General features: G+C 29.2%; 14 protein-coding genes. 11 read left to right on the plus strand and 3 right to left on the minus strand.

Annotated features, from left to right (window positions below):
• Window positions 1-45 precede the first annotated feature (45 nt).
• Window positions 46-2,565 carry a YhdP family protein gene (locus AVBRAN12642_RS06495; RefSeq protein ID WP_336608142.1) on the minus strand — a complete coding sequence of 840 codons (2,520 nt, stop codon included), beginning with the start codon at window positions 2,563-2,565 and terminating at the stop codon, window positions 46-48.
• On the opposite strand from AVBRAN12642_RS06495, the gene mltG reads away from it, so the two are divergent.
• The 9 genes from mltG to AVBRAN12642_RS06540 all read left to right on the plus strand — a co-directional run bounded on the left by mltG (window position 2,462) and on the right by AVBRAN12642_RS06540 (window position 12,388).
• Window positions 2,462-3,460, plus strand: coding sequence for an endolytic transglycosylase MltG (gene mltG, locus AVBRAN12642_RS06500; RefSeq protein ID WP_442862236.1), 999 nt, complete (start codon window positions 2,462-2,464; stop codon window positions 3,458-3,460). The two genes, AVBRAN12642_RS06495 and mltG, sit on opposite strands and share 104 nt — an antisense overlap.
• An 81-nt stretch (window positions 3,461-3,541) precedes the next feature.
• The gene (locus tag AVBRAN12642_RS06505; protein WP_336608143.1) at window positions 3,542-5,716 is read left to right on the plus strand and encodes an NADP-dependent isocitrate dehydrogenase; all 2,175 of its coding nucleotides are present in this window, start codon (window positions 3,542-3,544) and stop codon (window positions 5,714-5,716) included.
• A gap of 9 nt (window positions 5,717-5,725) precedes the next feature.
• Window positions 5,726-6,889, plus strand: a complete 1,164-nt coding sequence (sucC, locus tag AVBRAN12642_RS06510; protein ID WP_214118504.1) for an ADP-forming succinate--CoA ligase subunit beta — start codon at window positions 5,726-5,728, stop codon at window positions 6,887-6,889.
• A gap of 9 nt (window positions 6,890-6,898) precedes the next feature.
• The gene (sucD, locus tag AVBRAN12642_RS06515) at window positions 6,899-7,768 is read left to right on the plus strand and encodes a succinate--CoA ligase subunit alpha (protein WP_214118506.1); all 870 of its coding nucleotides are present in this window, start codon (window positions 6,899-6,901) and stop codon (window positions 7,766-7,768) included.
• Window positions 7,769-7,805: 37 nt separating this feature from the next.
• A complete protein-coding gene (locus AVBRAN12642_RS06520; RefSeq protein WP_214118508.1) occupies window positions 7,806-8,114 on the plus strand; it encodes a 4Fe-4S binding protein in 309 nt (102 codons plus the stop codon).
• A 2-nt stretch (window positions 8,115-8,116) separates the two neighbouring features.
• Window positions 8,117-9,241 (plus strand): 2-oxoglutarate synthase subunit alpha, encoded by a 1,125-nt coding sequence (locus AVBRAN12642_RS06525; RefSeq protein WP_214118510.1) that lies wholly within the window; start codon window positions 8,117-8,119, stop codon window positions 9,239-9,241.
• Window positions 9,241-10,095 carry a 2-oxoglutarate ferredoxin oxidoreductase subunit beta gene (locus AVBRAN12642_RS06530; protein WP_214118511.1) on the plus strand — a complete coding sequence of 285 codons (855 nt, stop codon included), beginning with the start codon at window positions 9,241-9,243 and terminating at the stop codon, window positions 10,093-10,095. Before AVBRAN12642_RS06525 ends, AVBRAN12642_RS06530 begins: the two co-directional genes overlap by 1 nt.
• A complete protein-coding gene (locus AVBRAN12642_RS06535; protein ID WP_336607530.1) occupies window positions 10,092-10,664 on the plus strand; it encodes a 2-oxoacid:acceptor oxidoreductase family protein in 573 nt (190 codons plus the stop codon). The genes AVBRAN12642_RS06530 and AVBRAN12642_RS06535 overlap by 4 nt, the downstream gene beginning before the upstream one ends.
• Before the next feature lie 140 nt (window positions 10,665-10,804).
• Entirely contained in the window at window positions 10,805-12,388 is a 1,584-nt protein-coding gene (locus tag AVBRAN12642_RS06540) for a DASS family sodium-coupled anion symporter (RefSeq protein WP_214118516.1), read from the plus strand.
• 52 nt (window positions 12,389-12,440) lie between these two features.
• On the opposite strand, the gene AVBRAN12642_RS06545 is transcribed toward AVBRAN12642_RS06540, so the two are convergent.
• Both AVBRAN12642_RS06545 and AVBRAN12642_RS06550 read right to left on the minus strand, forming a co-directional pair.
• Window positions 12,441-12,755 carry a hypothetical protein gene (locus AVBRAN12642_RS06545; RefSeq protein WP_214120444.1) on the minus strand — a complete coding sequence of 105 codons (315 nt, stop codon included), beginning with the start codon at window positions 12,753-12,755 and terminating at the stop codon, window positions 12,441-12,443.
• A gap of 9 nt (window positions 12,756-12,764) precedes the next feature.
• Window positions 12,765-13,115 (minus strand): hypothetical protein, encoded by a 351-nt coding sequence (locus AVBRAN12642_RS06550; protein ID WP_214118520.1) that lies wholly within the window; start codon window positions 13,113-13,115, stop codon window positions 12,765-12,767.
• A gap of 146 nt (window positions 13,116-13,261) precedes the next feature.
• On the opposite strand from AVBRAN12642_RS06550, the gene AVBRAN12642_RS06555 reads away from it, so the two are divergent.
• Together AVBRAN12642_RS06555 and AVBRAN12642_RS06560 are read left to right on the plus strand one after the other, a co-directional pair.
• Window positions 13,262-13,753, plus strand: a complete 492-nt coding sequence (locus tag AVBRAN12642_RS06555; protein WP_214120445.1) for a flavodoxin domain-containing protein — start codon at window positions 13,262-13,264, stop codon at window positions 13,751-13,753.
• A 105-nt stretch (window positions 13,754-13,858) separates the two neighbouring features.
• Window positions 13,859-14,716: a hypothetical protein gene (locus tag AVBRAN12642_RS06560; RefSeq protein ID WP_336608144.1), complete on the plus strand. Its 858-nt coding sequence runs from the start codon at window positions 13,859-13,861 to the stop codon at window positions 14,714-14,716.
• The last annotated feature ends 17 nt before the right edge of the window (window positions 14,717-14,733 follow it).

Here is a 14,733-nt window from a genome sequence, read left to right on the forward strand (position 1 = left end):
GTTTGATATTGTTTTGGTTAATTAGAACTTGAGTAGTTCTAATTTTTATCTATCTATTATATTTTTAGGTAGAGTGATGATATTTTTCATAAGTATAAAAGGACTTGTTAATATATCTTTAGCTAGGCTAGTTTTATATTCAAGATTGTCTAAACTACCGCTAATTTTTAATTGAGTAGCTATTTTATTATCCTTACCGCCTATAAATATTTCTTTTACGATAGGAATATTGCTTATGATTTTATTTGTATTTTTTAGAGTAAAAATATTAAGAGTAATATCTGCTGTTTTTGATTTTGTATTAATAATGCCTTGACCGCTACAATCTATGTTGTAACCTAAAATATTAACCTTATCAATATTTATAATGTCATTTTTATTTCTAAATTCAATTGAGCCAAATTTTATCCCTAAACCTTTTTTTGTAAAACCCGGCTTATTAAAAGTTACTAAAGCCGGTATGCTTTCTATAAATGCGATTAGATTTATGTAGTTTTTGGTATTTGATAAATAGGCATTTCTTATATTAATTAAGCCTTCATAATCACTTAAAGTATTGCCTTTTGCATCTAAATCAATTTCTCCACTTATAAAAACTTCTTTATTTACGATTTCATTTAGTGCTTGATGGCTTAGTTCTCTTAGGTAGGCTTTAAAATTGTTTTTTCCTATTTGGGCTATCAAATCTCCACCTTTAATAAAACTTGCACTGATTGAAGTTTCATAAGGATTTTTATTCAGTTTTAAATTCTTGAAATTAAATAAAAAATCTTTATAAATAATCTTAGAATTTAATAAATTAAGAGCTATATTATTATTGCTATCATTATTTTCATCATTATTTAATTTATTTGCGTCTATTATTAGATTATTTAGATTAATAGTTGTTTTATTGTTTTGAGAATTTAAATTAATAAGATTGCTTTTGGTATTTATTGTGGTTATGTTGTTTTGAATACTTATATAAAAGTCATCTTGAGTATATTTATAATTATTATCTAAATTATTTGGATTATTTTTATATAAATTAAAATCAAATTTAGCATTAAATATATTTACAAAAAATGCCCCATCTTTACTACTTAATTCAATATCTCCATCATTAAAATTTAATTTTTTAAGTTGCTTTGAATAACTAACAATACTTGAAATATCGCTTTTTATAAGTAAATTTTTATCAAAATATATTGTGGTATTTAATGCCGGAAAATCTAAAGTTTTATTATTTAGATTTAAATTCATTTTTGCTTTATCGCTGTAATAAAAATAATCTTTATAATCAATTCCTAAAGTCTTTATATTTACACTTGCTAATTTGGTTTTAGTATCTAAATTTATATCCGCATTGCTTATTTTTAATTCTTTTGTATCTGCATTACCTTGAATTGCTACTAAATTATCATTTACACTTATATTTAAATTAGCGTTAAAGTTAAAATTACTAAAAGAATAATTTCCATTGGTTTTAACATCTACTTTTACATTGTGAGTATGGTCATTATTTAGTTTTATATTAACTAAGGTGCTTGTTTTACCACTATTTTGCTTTAACCCTAAAACAACATTATAAGCATTTAGTATTTTTTCTATTTCACTATTGTAAAGCGCATTATTTGAGATGATATTTATATCAATATTTGGCTTTAATAAATTATCTATTGTTAAATTAAATTCATCAATAGTTGTGATATTGTCTTGAGAATTTACATTATTTGCTAATAGCTTTAAACTATAATCTTTTAAGCTTAATTTAACTTCTTTTGCATAAGCATTTGGTGCTTTATCATTATAATTTGCAATTACATTTGTAAAAACACCTTCTCCTAAGGTATTTTCTAGTTGATTATTTTTTATTTTTACAATAAAGCTACCTTTAAAATTATCAAATTTTACTCTAGTTATTAGCCATTCTTTTAGTATTGGTTTTAAATAATTTTCAATATGTTTAAATGCTTCTTGCTGATTTTTAATCTCTAAATTATCAACGCCTAATAAAAAATCATTTTTTGTATTTATTATATTTATTTTTGCGTTTAAATCATTGTTTATAGAGTGTAAATATCCTTTAATTTCAACATCTTTAGCTATTTTTATATCTCCATAAAAATATAAGTTTTTATATTTTAGATTTGTAATGTTTGCTAAAAGCTCATTTGAGTATAGATTTATTTTTATATTTGCTTCAATATCATCTGATTGGATATTCAATTGGTTTTCATCATAATATATTTTGACTAAAGCATCATTTATTTGAATATTTTTTATATTAATACTTTGAAAAAATAAAAATACTTGTTTGTATTCTTTAAGGCTTAATATTTTTTTTCTAATTTGATTTATATCTAGTGCTTCGTTGCTATTTGCTTTTTTTATATAAACTTTATTTATATTTAAGATTAGTTTTTTATCAAGTTTCAAATAAAGCTCAGAGATTTCAATATTAATTAATTTAAAATCCTTAATTGAAATTCCATTGGCTAATACAAATACAAAGGCGATTATTAAGAATATGAATATAAAAAGAATTTTAATTATTTTATTTATGTGTTTTGATGTTTTAAGCATTTTTGTCCTAGCGATTTTGTTTTACTTATTGCAGCCTGTTAAGTCAAATTCTGTTGTATTTATACCACAAGGCTCTAATGCTAAAATTATAACAAGTTTAAATAACACTAAATTGCAATTTAGCAAAATAGACCAATATTTGTTATTATTTTTTGGACACCCGCAAAGTGGTTGGATAGCAGTATCTAAACCTATTTTAACAAGATATGAATTTTTAAAAGAGCTAACTACAAATAAAGCAGCGTTAGTTAATCTTACTTTAATTCCAGGTGAAACAAGTGAATATTTTTTAAGAGAAATTGCAGCAAAAAAACTTAATTTAAATCCTGATAAATTATTAGATGAATTATATTCTCAATCAAATAGAAAAGAAGGTATGCTAACTCCTGATACTTATTCAATTCCATTAGGAATTAGTGAAAGATTGTTTATAAAATATTTATTAGAATTTACAAAAAAAAGAAACGAAACAATTAGTAAAAAAGTGTTTGGAGATTATACTGAATATAAATTTTATAGATTTATTATAGTAGCTAGTATTATTCAAAAAGAAGCTGCTAATGAAAGCGAAATGCCTATTGTAGCGAGTGTTATTTATAATAGATTAAATAAAGGTATGAAACTACAAATGGATGGAATGCTAAATTATGGTATGAATTCTCATATAAAAGTAACTCCACAAATGATTAGAGAAGATAATTCAGAATTTAATTCTTATAAAAATTCTGGTTTACCAAGTGTTTCAATTTGTAACGTTTCTACACAAGCAATTTTGGCAGCAATTTCTCCAGCTAAGACAAATTATTTGTATTTTATGAGAGATAAAAGGACTGGTACACATAGGTTTAATACAACTTTAGCGGCTCACGAAAAAGAAATAGAAAGGCAAAGATAAGAGTAATTTAATTTTTTTTGATTTACTCTTTTTTAACTTAGCAGTTATACATTCATCTAAAATTTAATTAAAGGAGTTACGATGAGTATTGTATATACTTTCACAGATGAATCGCCAGCGTTGGCAACTTTAAGTTTTTTACCAATTGCAAAAGCTTTTTTAAAGCATGCAAATATTGAAATTACTACAGCTGATATTTCATTGGCTGCAAGAATAGTTTCTAGTTTTCCAGAGTGTTTAAAAGATGAGCAAAAGTGTGAAGATGCACTTGCAAAACTTGGTGAATTAGTAAAACTTGATGGAGCAAATGTAATTAAAACTCCAAATATTTCTGCTTCTATTCCGCAACTTAAGGCTTGCATAAAAGAATTACAATCAAAAGGATATAATGTTCCAAATTATCCAGATGAACCACAAAATGATAGCGAAAAAGCAATTAAAGAAAAATATGCAAAAGTTTTAGGTTCTGCTGTAAATCCTGTTTTAAGACAAGGAAACTCAGATAGAAGAAGCACAAAAGCTGTAAAAGAATACGCAAAAGCAAATCCATATAGAACAAAAACCTTTAGTAAAGATAGTAAAAGTTGTGTAACTTGTATGAGTAGTGATGACTTTTTCTCTAATGAAAAGGCAACTTTAATCAAAGAAAACGGCACTGCTAAATTATATAAAGTTGTAAATGGGGCTAAAACTGAGCTAAAATCTTTTGAAGTTGTAAAAGATGAAGTAATGGACGCGACTTTTATGAATGTTGCAAAACTAGATGAGTTTTATGAAAAACAAATCAATCACTGCAAACAAGAAAATATTTTATTCTCGCTTCATTTAAAAGCAACTATGATGAAAGTAAGTGACCCTGTATTATTTGCTCACGCTTTAAAAGTTTATTTTAAAGATTTATTTGCTGAATTTGGCGATGAGTTTGCAAATCTAGGCATTAATCCAAACAATGGTTTAAGTGAGCTTTTAAGTAAGGTTGAAAATTCAAGCAAAAAAGATTTAATCCTAAAAAGATACGAAGAAATATTAAATACAAGAGCACCAATTTCAATGGTTAATTCTGATAAAGGTATTACTAATCTTCATGTTCCAAGTGATGTAATTGTAGATGCTTCAATGCCTGCAATGCTTAAAAATGGTGCTAAATTGTGGGATAAAAATGGTGCAGAAATGGATACAAATGCTGTTATTCCTGATCAAACATATGCAACAATGTATCAAGCAGTTTTAGATGATATGAGAGCTAATGGAAGTATTAATCCAAGTGTGGTTGGTTCGGTTAGCAATGTTGGTTTAATGGCTAAAAAAGCTCAAGAATATGGCTCTCATGATAAAACTTTCATAGCTGATTGCGACGCTACTTATCAAATAGAGTTAAATGGCGAAGTTTTATTATCACACGATGTTAAAAAGGGTGATATTTATAGAATTAATTTAGCAAAACCTGATGCAATAGCAAACTGGATAAAACTTGCAAAACAAAGATGTGAATTAAGTGGCGAGCAAGGAATTTTCTGGCTTGATAGCAAAAGAGCAAGTGATAGAATAATCATTGATTTAGTTAAAAAAGAATTAGGAGAAACTTTCTTAATCTTAAGCCCTTATGAAGCTTGCAAAAAAAGTTTAGAAATTATTAGAAGTGGTAAAAATTGTATATCAATTACAGGTAATGTTTTAAGAGATTATTTAACAGACCTTTTCCCAATACTTGAATTAGGAACAAGTGCGAAAATGCTTTCAATAGTTCCAATGCTAAATGGCGGAGCTATGTTTGAAACAGGTGCGGGTGGTTCTGCTCCAAAACAAGTTGAGCAAGTTGTATTAGAAAATCACTTAAGATGGGATAGTTTAGGCGAGTTTTTAGCTCTTCAAAGCTCACTTGAATTTGAAGGAAACAAAGGCAATGCAAAAGCAAAAGTTATGGCAGAAGCTTTTGATGAAGCAATATCTCATTATTTAAATGAAAATAAAGCTCCAAGTAGAAATGCGAAAGAAAACGATAATAGAACAAGTCATGTGTATTTTGCAATATATTTAGCGAATGCACTTGCTAAGCAAAATAATGATGAAAGTATGAATAAGTTTTTTAAAGTTATTGCTGATAAACTTAATTCAAATTCTTCTAAAATCATTGAAGAATATATGAATGAAGAAGGTAAAGCAGTTGAATTAGGTGGATATTATGTTTTAGGCGAAGTAGCTGAAAAGATAATGAGACCAAGTGTTACATTTAATGAAATTTTAAAATCAATTTAAGGAGAAAATATGAATATACACGAATATCAAGCAAAAGAAATTTTTGCTAAATTTGGTGTGCCTACTTTAAAAGGTAAGGTTGCATTTAGTGTTGAAGAAGCTGTTGCAAACGCAAAAGAATTAGGCGGAAGTGTTTGGGCTGTAAAAGCTCAAATCCACGCTGGTGGTCGTGGTTTAGGTGGCGGTGTAAAAATCGCTAAGAATTTAGATGAAGTTAAAATGTATGCTGAAAAAATATTAGGTATGAACCTTGTAACTCATCAAACAGGACCAGAAGGAAAACTTGTTAGAAAACTTTATATTGAAAGTGGTGCAAATATTGCTAAAGAATATTATTTAGCACTATTATTTAATAGAATGGAAGAAAAAATCACAATCATTGCTTCAAGTGAAGGTGGTATGGATATAGAAAAAGTTGCAGCAGAGCAACCTGAAAAAATAGCAAAAGTTACAATCGACCCTGCAATTGGCTTTAAAATGTTTCACGGACTTGAAGTAGTAAAAGTTTTAGGTCTAAATAAAGATGAAGGTAAAAAATTAATAACATTTATAGATAAATTATATAAATTATATTTAGCAAAAGATGCAAATTTAGTAGAAATTAACCCATTAATCAAAACTGCAGAAGGCGAGTTTTTCGCACTTGATGCTAAGATGAGTTTTGATGATAGTGGTCTTTATAGAAATCCAGATATTGCAGAATTAAAAGATGAAACAGAAGAAAATCCAGCAGAGCTAGAAGCTAGTAAATATGGTTTAAGCTATGTAAAACTTGATGGCGATGTGGCTTGTATGGTAAATGGTGCAGGTCTTGCTATGGCTACAATGGATATTATTAATTATAGTGGCTGCAAACCAGCAAACTTCTTAGATGTTGGTGGTGGAGCAAGTGCTGAAACCGTTGCAAAAGCATTTGAGATTATTATGAGAGATAAGAATGTAAAAGTAATTTTCATTAATATTTTTGGTGGTATCGTAAGATGCGATAGAATTGCAAATGGTGTTTTAGAAGCTACAAAAACAACTAAAATTGATATTCCTGTAGTAGTTCGCTTAGATGGAACAAACGCTAAAGAAGCAAAAGAAATTCTAGATAATTCAGGTCTTAAAAATATTCACGCAGCAACAGATTTTGCAAATGGTGCTGAAATTGTAAAAAGCTTAGTAAAGTAAGGAGAAAAAATGAGTATATTAGTAAATAAAAATACAAAAGTAATAGTTCAAGGCTTTACAGGTAAAGAAGCTACATTTCACGCAGAACAATGTATTGCTTATGGCACAAATATAGTTGGTGGTGTAACTCCATTTAAAGGTGGAGAAACTCATTTAGGAAAGCCTGTATTTGATACGGTTAAAGAAGCAGTTAGTAAAACTGGTGCTGATACAAGTTTAATTTTCGTTCCTCCTTTTGCTGTTGGAGATAGTATCATTGAAGCTGCTGATGCAGGAATTAAACTTGCAGTAGTAATCACAGAACATACTCCTGTAAAAGATATGATGTTCGCAAAAGCTTATGCAAATAAAAAAGGTATGAAAATCATTGGACCAAACTGCCCAGGAATTATCACTGCAGATGAATGTAAATTAGGAATTATGCCAGGCTTTATATTTAAAAAAGGAAATATCGGTGTAATTTCTAAAAGTGGAACTTTAACTTATGAAGCAGCAAATCAAGTTGTTTTAGGTGGTTATGGAATTACAACTGCAGTTGGAATTGGAGGAGATCCAATCATAGGTCTTGCTTATAAAGAATTATTAGCCGAATTTGAAAAAGATAGCGAAACTAAAGCTATAGTTATGATAGGTGAAATTGGTGGAAGCTTAGAGGTTGAAGCTGCTAAATTTATAAAAGAAAATATCACAAAACCTGTTGTAGCATTTATAGCAGGTGCAACTGCTCCAAAAGGTAAAAGAATGGGTCACGCAGGTGCTATTGTAGGAAGTGCTGATGAAAGTGCTGCTGCTAAAAAAGAAGCTTTAAAAAGCTATGGTGTTCATGTAGTTGATTCTCCTGCAGATATCGGTAAAAAAATCAAAGAAATTTTAAAATAATTAAAGCCTAGATAATCTAGGCTTAGAAAGGTTAAAAATGGAAAATAATAATAATGCACCTGTATGGGTGGATGAAAAAAGATGTAAAGCCTGTAATATATGCGTAAGCTATTGTCCTATGGGCGTTATTGCTATGAGAGATGAACCAAGTGCTGTTTTAGGTCAAATGATTGAAGTAGTTAATCCAGAATCATGCATAGGTTGTAGAGATTGTGAAACTCATTGTCCTGATTTTGCGATTAATGTTGCAGATGCTAAAGGCTTTAAATTTGCAAAACCTACTCAAGAAGGTAAAGATAGAGCGGCTGCAATTAAAGCTAACAATTTTAAAAAGTTAAAGGCGTAAAGATGAGAGAAGTAATATCAACAGGAAATAATTTAATAGCTCAAGCTGCAATTGATTGTGGTTGTTCTTTTTTTGGTGGTTATCCAATAACTCCTAGTAGTGAGATAGCTCATGAATTAAGCCATATGCTACCAAAAGCTGGTGGAACATTTATTCAAATGGAAGATGAAATAAGTGGAATTAGCGTTGCACTAGGTGCGGCTATGAGTGGTGCAAAAGCAATGACTGCAAGTAGTGGTCCTGGAATTAGCTTAAAAGCAGAACAAATAGGACTTGCATACATAGCTGAAATTCCAATCGTAATAGTAAATGTTATGCGTGGTGGTCCATCAACTGGTCTTCCAACTCGTGTTGCTCAAGGCGATTTATTTCAAGCAAAAGCTCCAAGCCATGGAGATATAGCAAGTATTGCTATTGCACCTGCTAGTCTTGAAGAAAGCTATAATCTAACAATAACAGCATTTAATTATGCTAATAAATATTCAACTCCAGTATTTTTATTAATGGATGAAACGGTTGGACATATGAATGGTAAAGCAATTTTACCTGATGTAAAAGATTTAAAAATAGAACCACGCCGTGAATTTACAGGAGACCCAAAAGATTATAAACCTTATAAGGCTGATATGGACGAACCTGCTACATTAAATCCATTCTTTAAAGGCTATCGTTATCATATAGCTGGTCTTCATCACGGAGATATAGGTTTTCCAACTGAAGATGGCAAAATAGTTGATTATAATATGAGAAGATTAGTTGGTAAGATTAAAAATAAAGTAGATGAATTAGCACTTTATGAAGAATATATGTTAGATGATGCTGATATTTGCATTATTGCTTACGGAAGCGTTGCTCGTGCTGCAAAAGAAGCAATTGCAAGACTTAGAGCGCAAGGATTGAAAGTAGGTTTATTTAGACCAATTACTTTATATCCAGTTCATGAGAAAAAAATAGCGCAAGTTTGCTCAAGATTTAAGAAAATTTTAGTAACAGAATTAAATATGGGACAATATTTAGAAGAAATTCAAAGAGCAAGTAAGAGAGATGATTTTGCTAGCTTACATAGAGCTAATGGTCGTCCAATAACTCCAAGTGAAATTGAAGCAAAAGTAAAGGAGAGTTTCTAATGGCTTTTAATTATGATGATTATTTAAGAGTAGATAAAATGCCTACTCAGTGGTGCTGGGGATGTGGTGATGGTGTTGTTTTAAAATGTATTATTAAAGCAATTGCAAAAATGGGTTGGAATATGGATGATGTTTGCGTAGTTAGTGGTATTGGCTGTAGTGGTCGTATGAGCTCATATGTAAATTGCAATACCGTTCATACAACTCATGGTCGTGCATTAGCTTATGCAACTGGTATTAAATTAGCTAATCCAACTAAACATGTAATAGTTGTAACAGGTGATGGCGATACAACTGCAATTGGTGGTAATCATTTAATCCATGCTGCAAGAAGAAATATTGATTTAACTCATATTATGATTAATAACTTTATTTATGGACTTACAAATTCTCAAACAAGCCCAATGACCCCACAAGGATTTTACACGGTTACAGCTCAATTTGGTAATATTGACCCTACATTTGATGCTTGCGAATTAGTAAAAGCAGCTGGAGCTAGTTTTATAGCTCGTGGTAATGTAATCGACGCTGCTAAACTTGAAAATATGATTTATAAAGCAATGGCTCATGAAGGATATAGTTTTATTGATTGCTTTAGTAACTGCCATATTAATTTAGGTCGTAAAAATAAAATGGGCGAAGCTGTTCAAATGCTTGATTGGATAAGTAATCGTTCTGTTGAAAAATCTAAATTTGATAAATTAAGCGATGAAGAAAAAGTTGATAAATTCCCAGTTGGAATTTTATATGAAAATAAAACTAAACCTGAATATTGCAAAGCTTATGAAGAAGTTCGCCGTGCTGCTAAAGAAGGTAGAATGGTTAATTTAAATGCTTTAGGGGGTGCTAAATGAAATTCCAATTAAGATTTGGTGGAGAAGGCGGTCAAGGCGTAATTACCGCTGGTGAGATTTTAGCAGCTGCTTGGATGGAAAAGGGTGGAAGTAGTAAAAAAGGTGCTTATGCTATAAAAGCTAGCACATATACTTCTCAAGTTCGTGGTGGTCCAACTAAGGTTGATATTATTTTAGATGATGAAGAAATATTATTTCCTTATGCAGTTGAAGGCGAAATTACTTTTATGCTTTCAACTGCTCAAAAAGGCTATTCTGGTTTTAAAGATGGTGTTTGTGAAGGTGGAATAATAGTAGTCGAGCCAAATCTAGTAAAGCCAAGTGAAGAAGATAGAAAGAAATTTAAAATATTTGAAATTCCAATCATTACAATAGCTAAAGATGAAGTTGGCAATGTGGCTACTCAATCAGTTGTTGCGCTTGCAATTGCGGTATATATGAGCAAATGTATGGATACTGATGATGTAAAAGAAGTTATGTTAAGTCATGTGCCACCAAAAACTCGTGATGCAAATGCTAAGGCTTATGATTTAGGTATAAAATACGCTAAAAAAGCTTTAGGAGAATAATTTTAAGCCCTTTATAGGGCTTAAATATTAATTATTTAATAAAAATTTAATATTAATCTTTAAATTATTAAAAAATATACTTTATTTTTCTTTTTAATAAATTCTTATTATAATTACTTACTTTTTTAAAAGGAGATGTTATGACTAAGGATAAAATTCCTTTAGCTATTTTATGTATATTAATAGCTATTTCATTTGTATTTATTCCGGTTCCTGAAAGTCTAATTTCTATTAAACAAGCTGCTTTATTAAAGGCTCATTCTGATTTTTCAGAACAAAAATTATTAGAATTAAGCTTATTTGATGCAAGACTTTCTTGGATATATTTAGGTTGTTTTATAGCTACTGTTTTATGTATTATTTTAAAAGTAATGCCACTTGGTGCAGTTAGCTTAATATCTATTGCTTTTATAGCAATTTCTACAATTAGTGTTAGTGCTGATATTAGTGGAGCTGCTAGAAGTAAGGCTGCTATTAAAGATGCTTTAAGTGCATTTTCTAATAGCTTAATATGGCTTATTGTAATATCTATTATGCTCGCTCGTGGTATTATCAAAACTGGTCTTGGAAGAAGATTAGCATTTTATTTTTTAAGCATATTTGGTAAAAAAACTTTAGGTATAGGATATTCAATTGCTTTAAGCGAAGTGTTTTTAGCTCCGATTACTCCATCAAATACTGCAAGGGGCGGTGGTATAATTAATCCAATCGTTCAATCAATTGCTAAAGCTCTAGGTTCAGAGCCAAATAACGGCAGTGCAAATAAAGCAGGAACATATCTTAGCCTTGTAAATTATCAATCAAATCCAATTACATCTGCTATGTTTATTACCGCAACTGCACCAAATCCATTGGTAGTAAAGCTAATTTCAGATGCAACCAATGCAAATATTAGTATTACTTGGGGGCAATGGGCTTTAGGAATGTTTGTTCCTGGAATGTGCGCGATATTGCTTATGCCATTAGTGATTTATTTTTTAAGCCCACCTGAACTTAAAGAAACACCTGATGCAAGAGAATTAGCTAAAAAAGAATTAGCTGCTATGGGTAAATTTAGCTTAGATGAAAAAATTATGCTTAGTATTTTTGGATTGTGCTTATTCTTATGGGCTGGAATGCCTAGTAATTTTGCTAATTGGTTTGGCTTTAGCGAATATGCAAAGGCTTTAACATTTGATCCTGCTAGCGTGGCAGCTTTAGGACTTGCAATTGCGCTTTTAACTGGTGTTTTAAAATACGATGAATTATTAGCAGAAAAGACAGCTTGGGATACATTAGTATGGTTTGCTGCTTTAATTATGCTTGCTACTATGCTTGATAAATTAGGTTTAGCTGCATTTTTAGGACAAGAGTTAAAAATGGCAGCTTCATCTTTAGGGCTTAGTGTAACTTTTGTAATGATATTTTTTACTTTAGCGTTTTTGTATTCGCACTATTTTTTCGCAAGCACAACAGCTCATATTTCAGCAATGTTTTTAGTATTTTATAAAACAGGGCTTGATTTAGGAGCACCACCTATGCTATATGCTTTTATGTTAGCAGCTGCAGGAAATATTATGATGGCACTTACGCATTATGCTACAGGGACTGCTCCTGTTGTATTTGGTAGTGGTTATGTTAGTCTTAATAAATGGTGGATAATAGGTTTTATTGTAAGTGTTATTGATATAGCAGTTATGATTTGTGTTGGCTTGGTATGGTGGAAGATATTAGGCTTTTATTGATTTAAGAATTTGAAATAGGAAATTCCTATTTCAAATTCTAAACACAAAATTATTAATAAACTTCCACATATACCATACCATCATCAGTATATCTTGCACTATAATCAAACCAATTTTCAGCACTTTGTTTTGTGTCTTTATTTGTCATTTTCATCTCAGCTTTACATCTAATTAATTTTTTTTCTTTATCTATTTTTTCAGTCATAAATCCAGAATATGAAATATCTAATGAAGAAATATTAGGAACTTGTTTTTTAACAATTTGAGTAACAACATCAGTTACTTCTTTATCATCACAACTAGGTATAGAACCACAACCTATACAAAATGCACTAACTACAATTAAAGAAAAATATATTTTTTTCACGATATATCCTTATATAATTTGTAAAATTTGTTGATAATTGTATTGTCTAACTTTTTTGCCAATGTTTATAATATCAATAATCCACCATATAATTCCTATTGCAAACATACAAGTAATGAATTTGAGTATAAAAATAAGTATGCCTAAGCCAATAGAGCCAAGATAAAATCTATCTACATAAAACATAGCACATATAATTCCAGTAGTAGGATTTTTAAGCTTTGCAGCAAGTAGTTTGTCTGAAAAGTTTTTTCTTTCAGCATCGCTCATTCTTTCTAACTTTTCTCTTAAATTAATTACAGCCATTCCATCTTTTGGCAACTTGTCTTGAATACTCATTAAAATACTATTCGTATCCATTTACACTCCTTAATAAAAAATTAAAGCCATATAATACCCCCCCCCCCCAATCTTAAAAGTAGCTTAAAATAATTTTAAAATATTTAAAACAAAAATTATCTTATTTAGGCTACAATGAAACTACATTTTAATTTTAAGGAGAAATTATGAAAAAAGTTGGTATTTTTTATGCTACAAAAGGTGGTACTACTAAAGCTTTTGCAGAGCAAATAGCAGCAAAAATTGGTGCTGATGTTATAAATATTAAAGATGTTGAAATAAACGCATTATCAGAATATAAAACTTTAATCTTAATGAGTTCAAGCTATTTTTTTGGTGCTTTGGCTGATGATTGGGGAAGTAAAGTAAAATTATTAAATACTATTGATTTTAGCGATAAAAATGTAGCTATCGTAGGTGTTGGCGGACAAGAAAGACATCCTGATAGTTTTTGCTCTGGTGTAGCTGATTTTTATGATAAATTAGCTTTTAGTGGAGCAAGATTTATAGGCGAAGTTTGCTCAAGTGATTATAACTACACATTCTCAAGATTACAATTTGGAAAAGCTTTAAGAGGACTTTGCCTTGATAAAGCTGATGGGGATAAAAACGAAGCAAGAATTAATGCTTGGGTTGAAAATATTAAAAAATATTTATAATTTTAAGGAAGCCAAGCTTCCTAATTAGTAATGTTGGCATTTTTTAAACACTTATATTTAATATTTATTTTTAGACTTTGTTATGATAAAAAAGGTAATTTTTTATTGTTTTTATTTCAATTAGTTTCAGCGTTTTTTGTTTTTGTAACTTTTATTGTGATAGTTTTATATAGCTTAGAATACATAAGCGATCATACAAAAAATCTTAATGAACTTAAAAAGGCTGAAGGTGTATTGTATGATATAGAAAAGATAGTTTATAAGAAAATATTTAGGAGTAGAACTGATTACATAATATGGCATTATAAAATGATTGATAATAATAAAAATCACAAAACTTTCATAGCAAGAGAAGATAAAAGTTATGCAAAAAATCTCATAGGGCAAAAAGTAGCTATTTACTATGTTCCTAGCGTATTTTATCCAGAAATAAGGCAATTAGAATCAAATGGCTTTATTTATGAGAGATATAAAGTAAGAGATAATTATGAAGATTTGAAATATATTTTCCCATTTTTTATGTTTTTTGCGAGTATATTTTATATGCTAAATATTAAAGGTAAATACCCTGATGATTATGAATTACCATTACTTAAACATAGTATAAGGCTGAAGACTTTTAATAAATATTTTTTAATTTTATTAATTTGGTTTATTTTTATAATTGCAGCGTTTAAATATAGTGATGAAATTATTATAATGTGTTTTTTAATTATTTTAAATCCTATAATTACGCTAGTTTTTGAGCTAAAATTTAATTTAATCAAAATTAATTTTTATGATGATTTTTTAGAATTTGAATATGGATTTTTCTTATTTAAAGTCAAGTATAAGAAAATAAAATATATAGATTATCAAGGAATTTATATTCAAACTAAATATATTAATTTTATTATTAATACAAATAAATTGAGCGAAGATGATTTGGATTATTTAGCTATAAGTTTAAAAAATAATTCCTAATTAATTAAATTAGGAAT

The sequence above is a fragment of the Campylobacter sp. RM12642 genome, from assembly GCF_020137635.1.
Classification (GTDB): Bacteria; Campylobacterota; Campylobacteria; order Campylobacterales; family Campylobacteraceae; genus Campylobacter_E.

Excerpts from the sequence above, each read along its gene's own strand:
- AVBRAN12642_RS06495 (WP_336608142.1), bottom strand. The coding sequence starts at position 2,565 with ATGCTTAAAACATCAAAACACATAAATAAAATAATTAAAATTCTTTTT.
- AVBRAN12642_RS06505 (WP_336608143.1), top strand. The coding sequence starts at position 3,542 with ATGAGTATTGTATATACTTTCACAGATGAATCGCCAGCGTTGGCAACT.
- sucC (WP_214118504.1), top strand. The coding sequence starts at position 5,726 with ATGAATATACACGAATATCAAGCAAAAGAAATTTTTGCTAAATTTGGT.
- sucD (WP_214118506.1), top strand. The coding sequence starts at position 6,899 with ATGAGTATATTAGTAAATAAAAATACAAAAGTAATAGTTCAAGGCTTT.
- AVBRAN12642_RS06520 (WP_214118508.1), top strand. The coding sequence starts at position 7,806 with ATGGAAAATAATAATAATGCACCTGTATGGGTGGATGAAAAAAGATGT.
- AVBRAN12642_RS06525 (WP_214118510.1), top strand. The coding sequence starts at position 8,117 with ATGAGAGAAGTAATATCAACAGGAAATAATTTAATAGCTCAAGCTGCA.
- AVBRAN12642_RS06530 (WP_214118511.1), top strand. The coding sequence starts at position 9,241 with ATGGCTTTTAATTATGATGATTATTTAAGAGTAGATAAAATGCCTACT.
- AVBRAN12642_RS06535 (WP_336607530.1), top strand. The coding sequence starts at position 10,092 with ATGAAATTCCAATTAAGATTTGGTGGAGAAGGCGGTCAAGGCGTAATT.
- AVBRAN12642_RS06540 (WP_214118516.1), top strand. The coding sequence starts at position 10,805 with ATGACTAAGGATAAAATTCCTTTAGCTATTTTATGTATATTAATAGCT.
- AVBRAN12642_RS06550 (WP_214118520.1), bottom strand. The coding sequence starts at position 13,115 with ATGGATACGAATAGTATTTTAATGAGTATTCAAGACAAGTTGCCAAAA.
- AVBRAN12642_RS06555 (WP_214120445.1), top strand. The coding sequence starts at position 13,262 with ATGAAAAAAGTTGGTATTTTTTATGCTACAAAAGGTGGTACTACTAAA.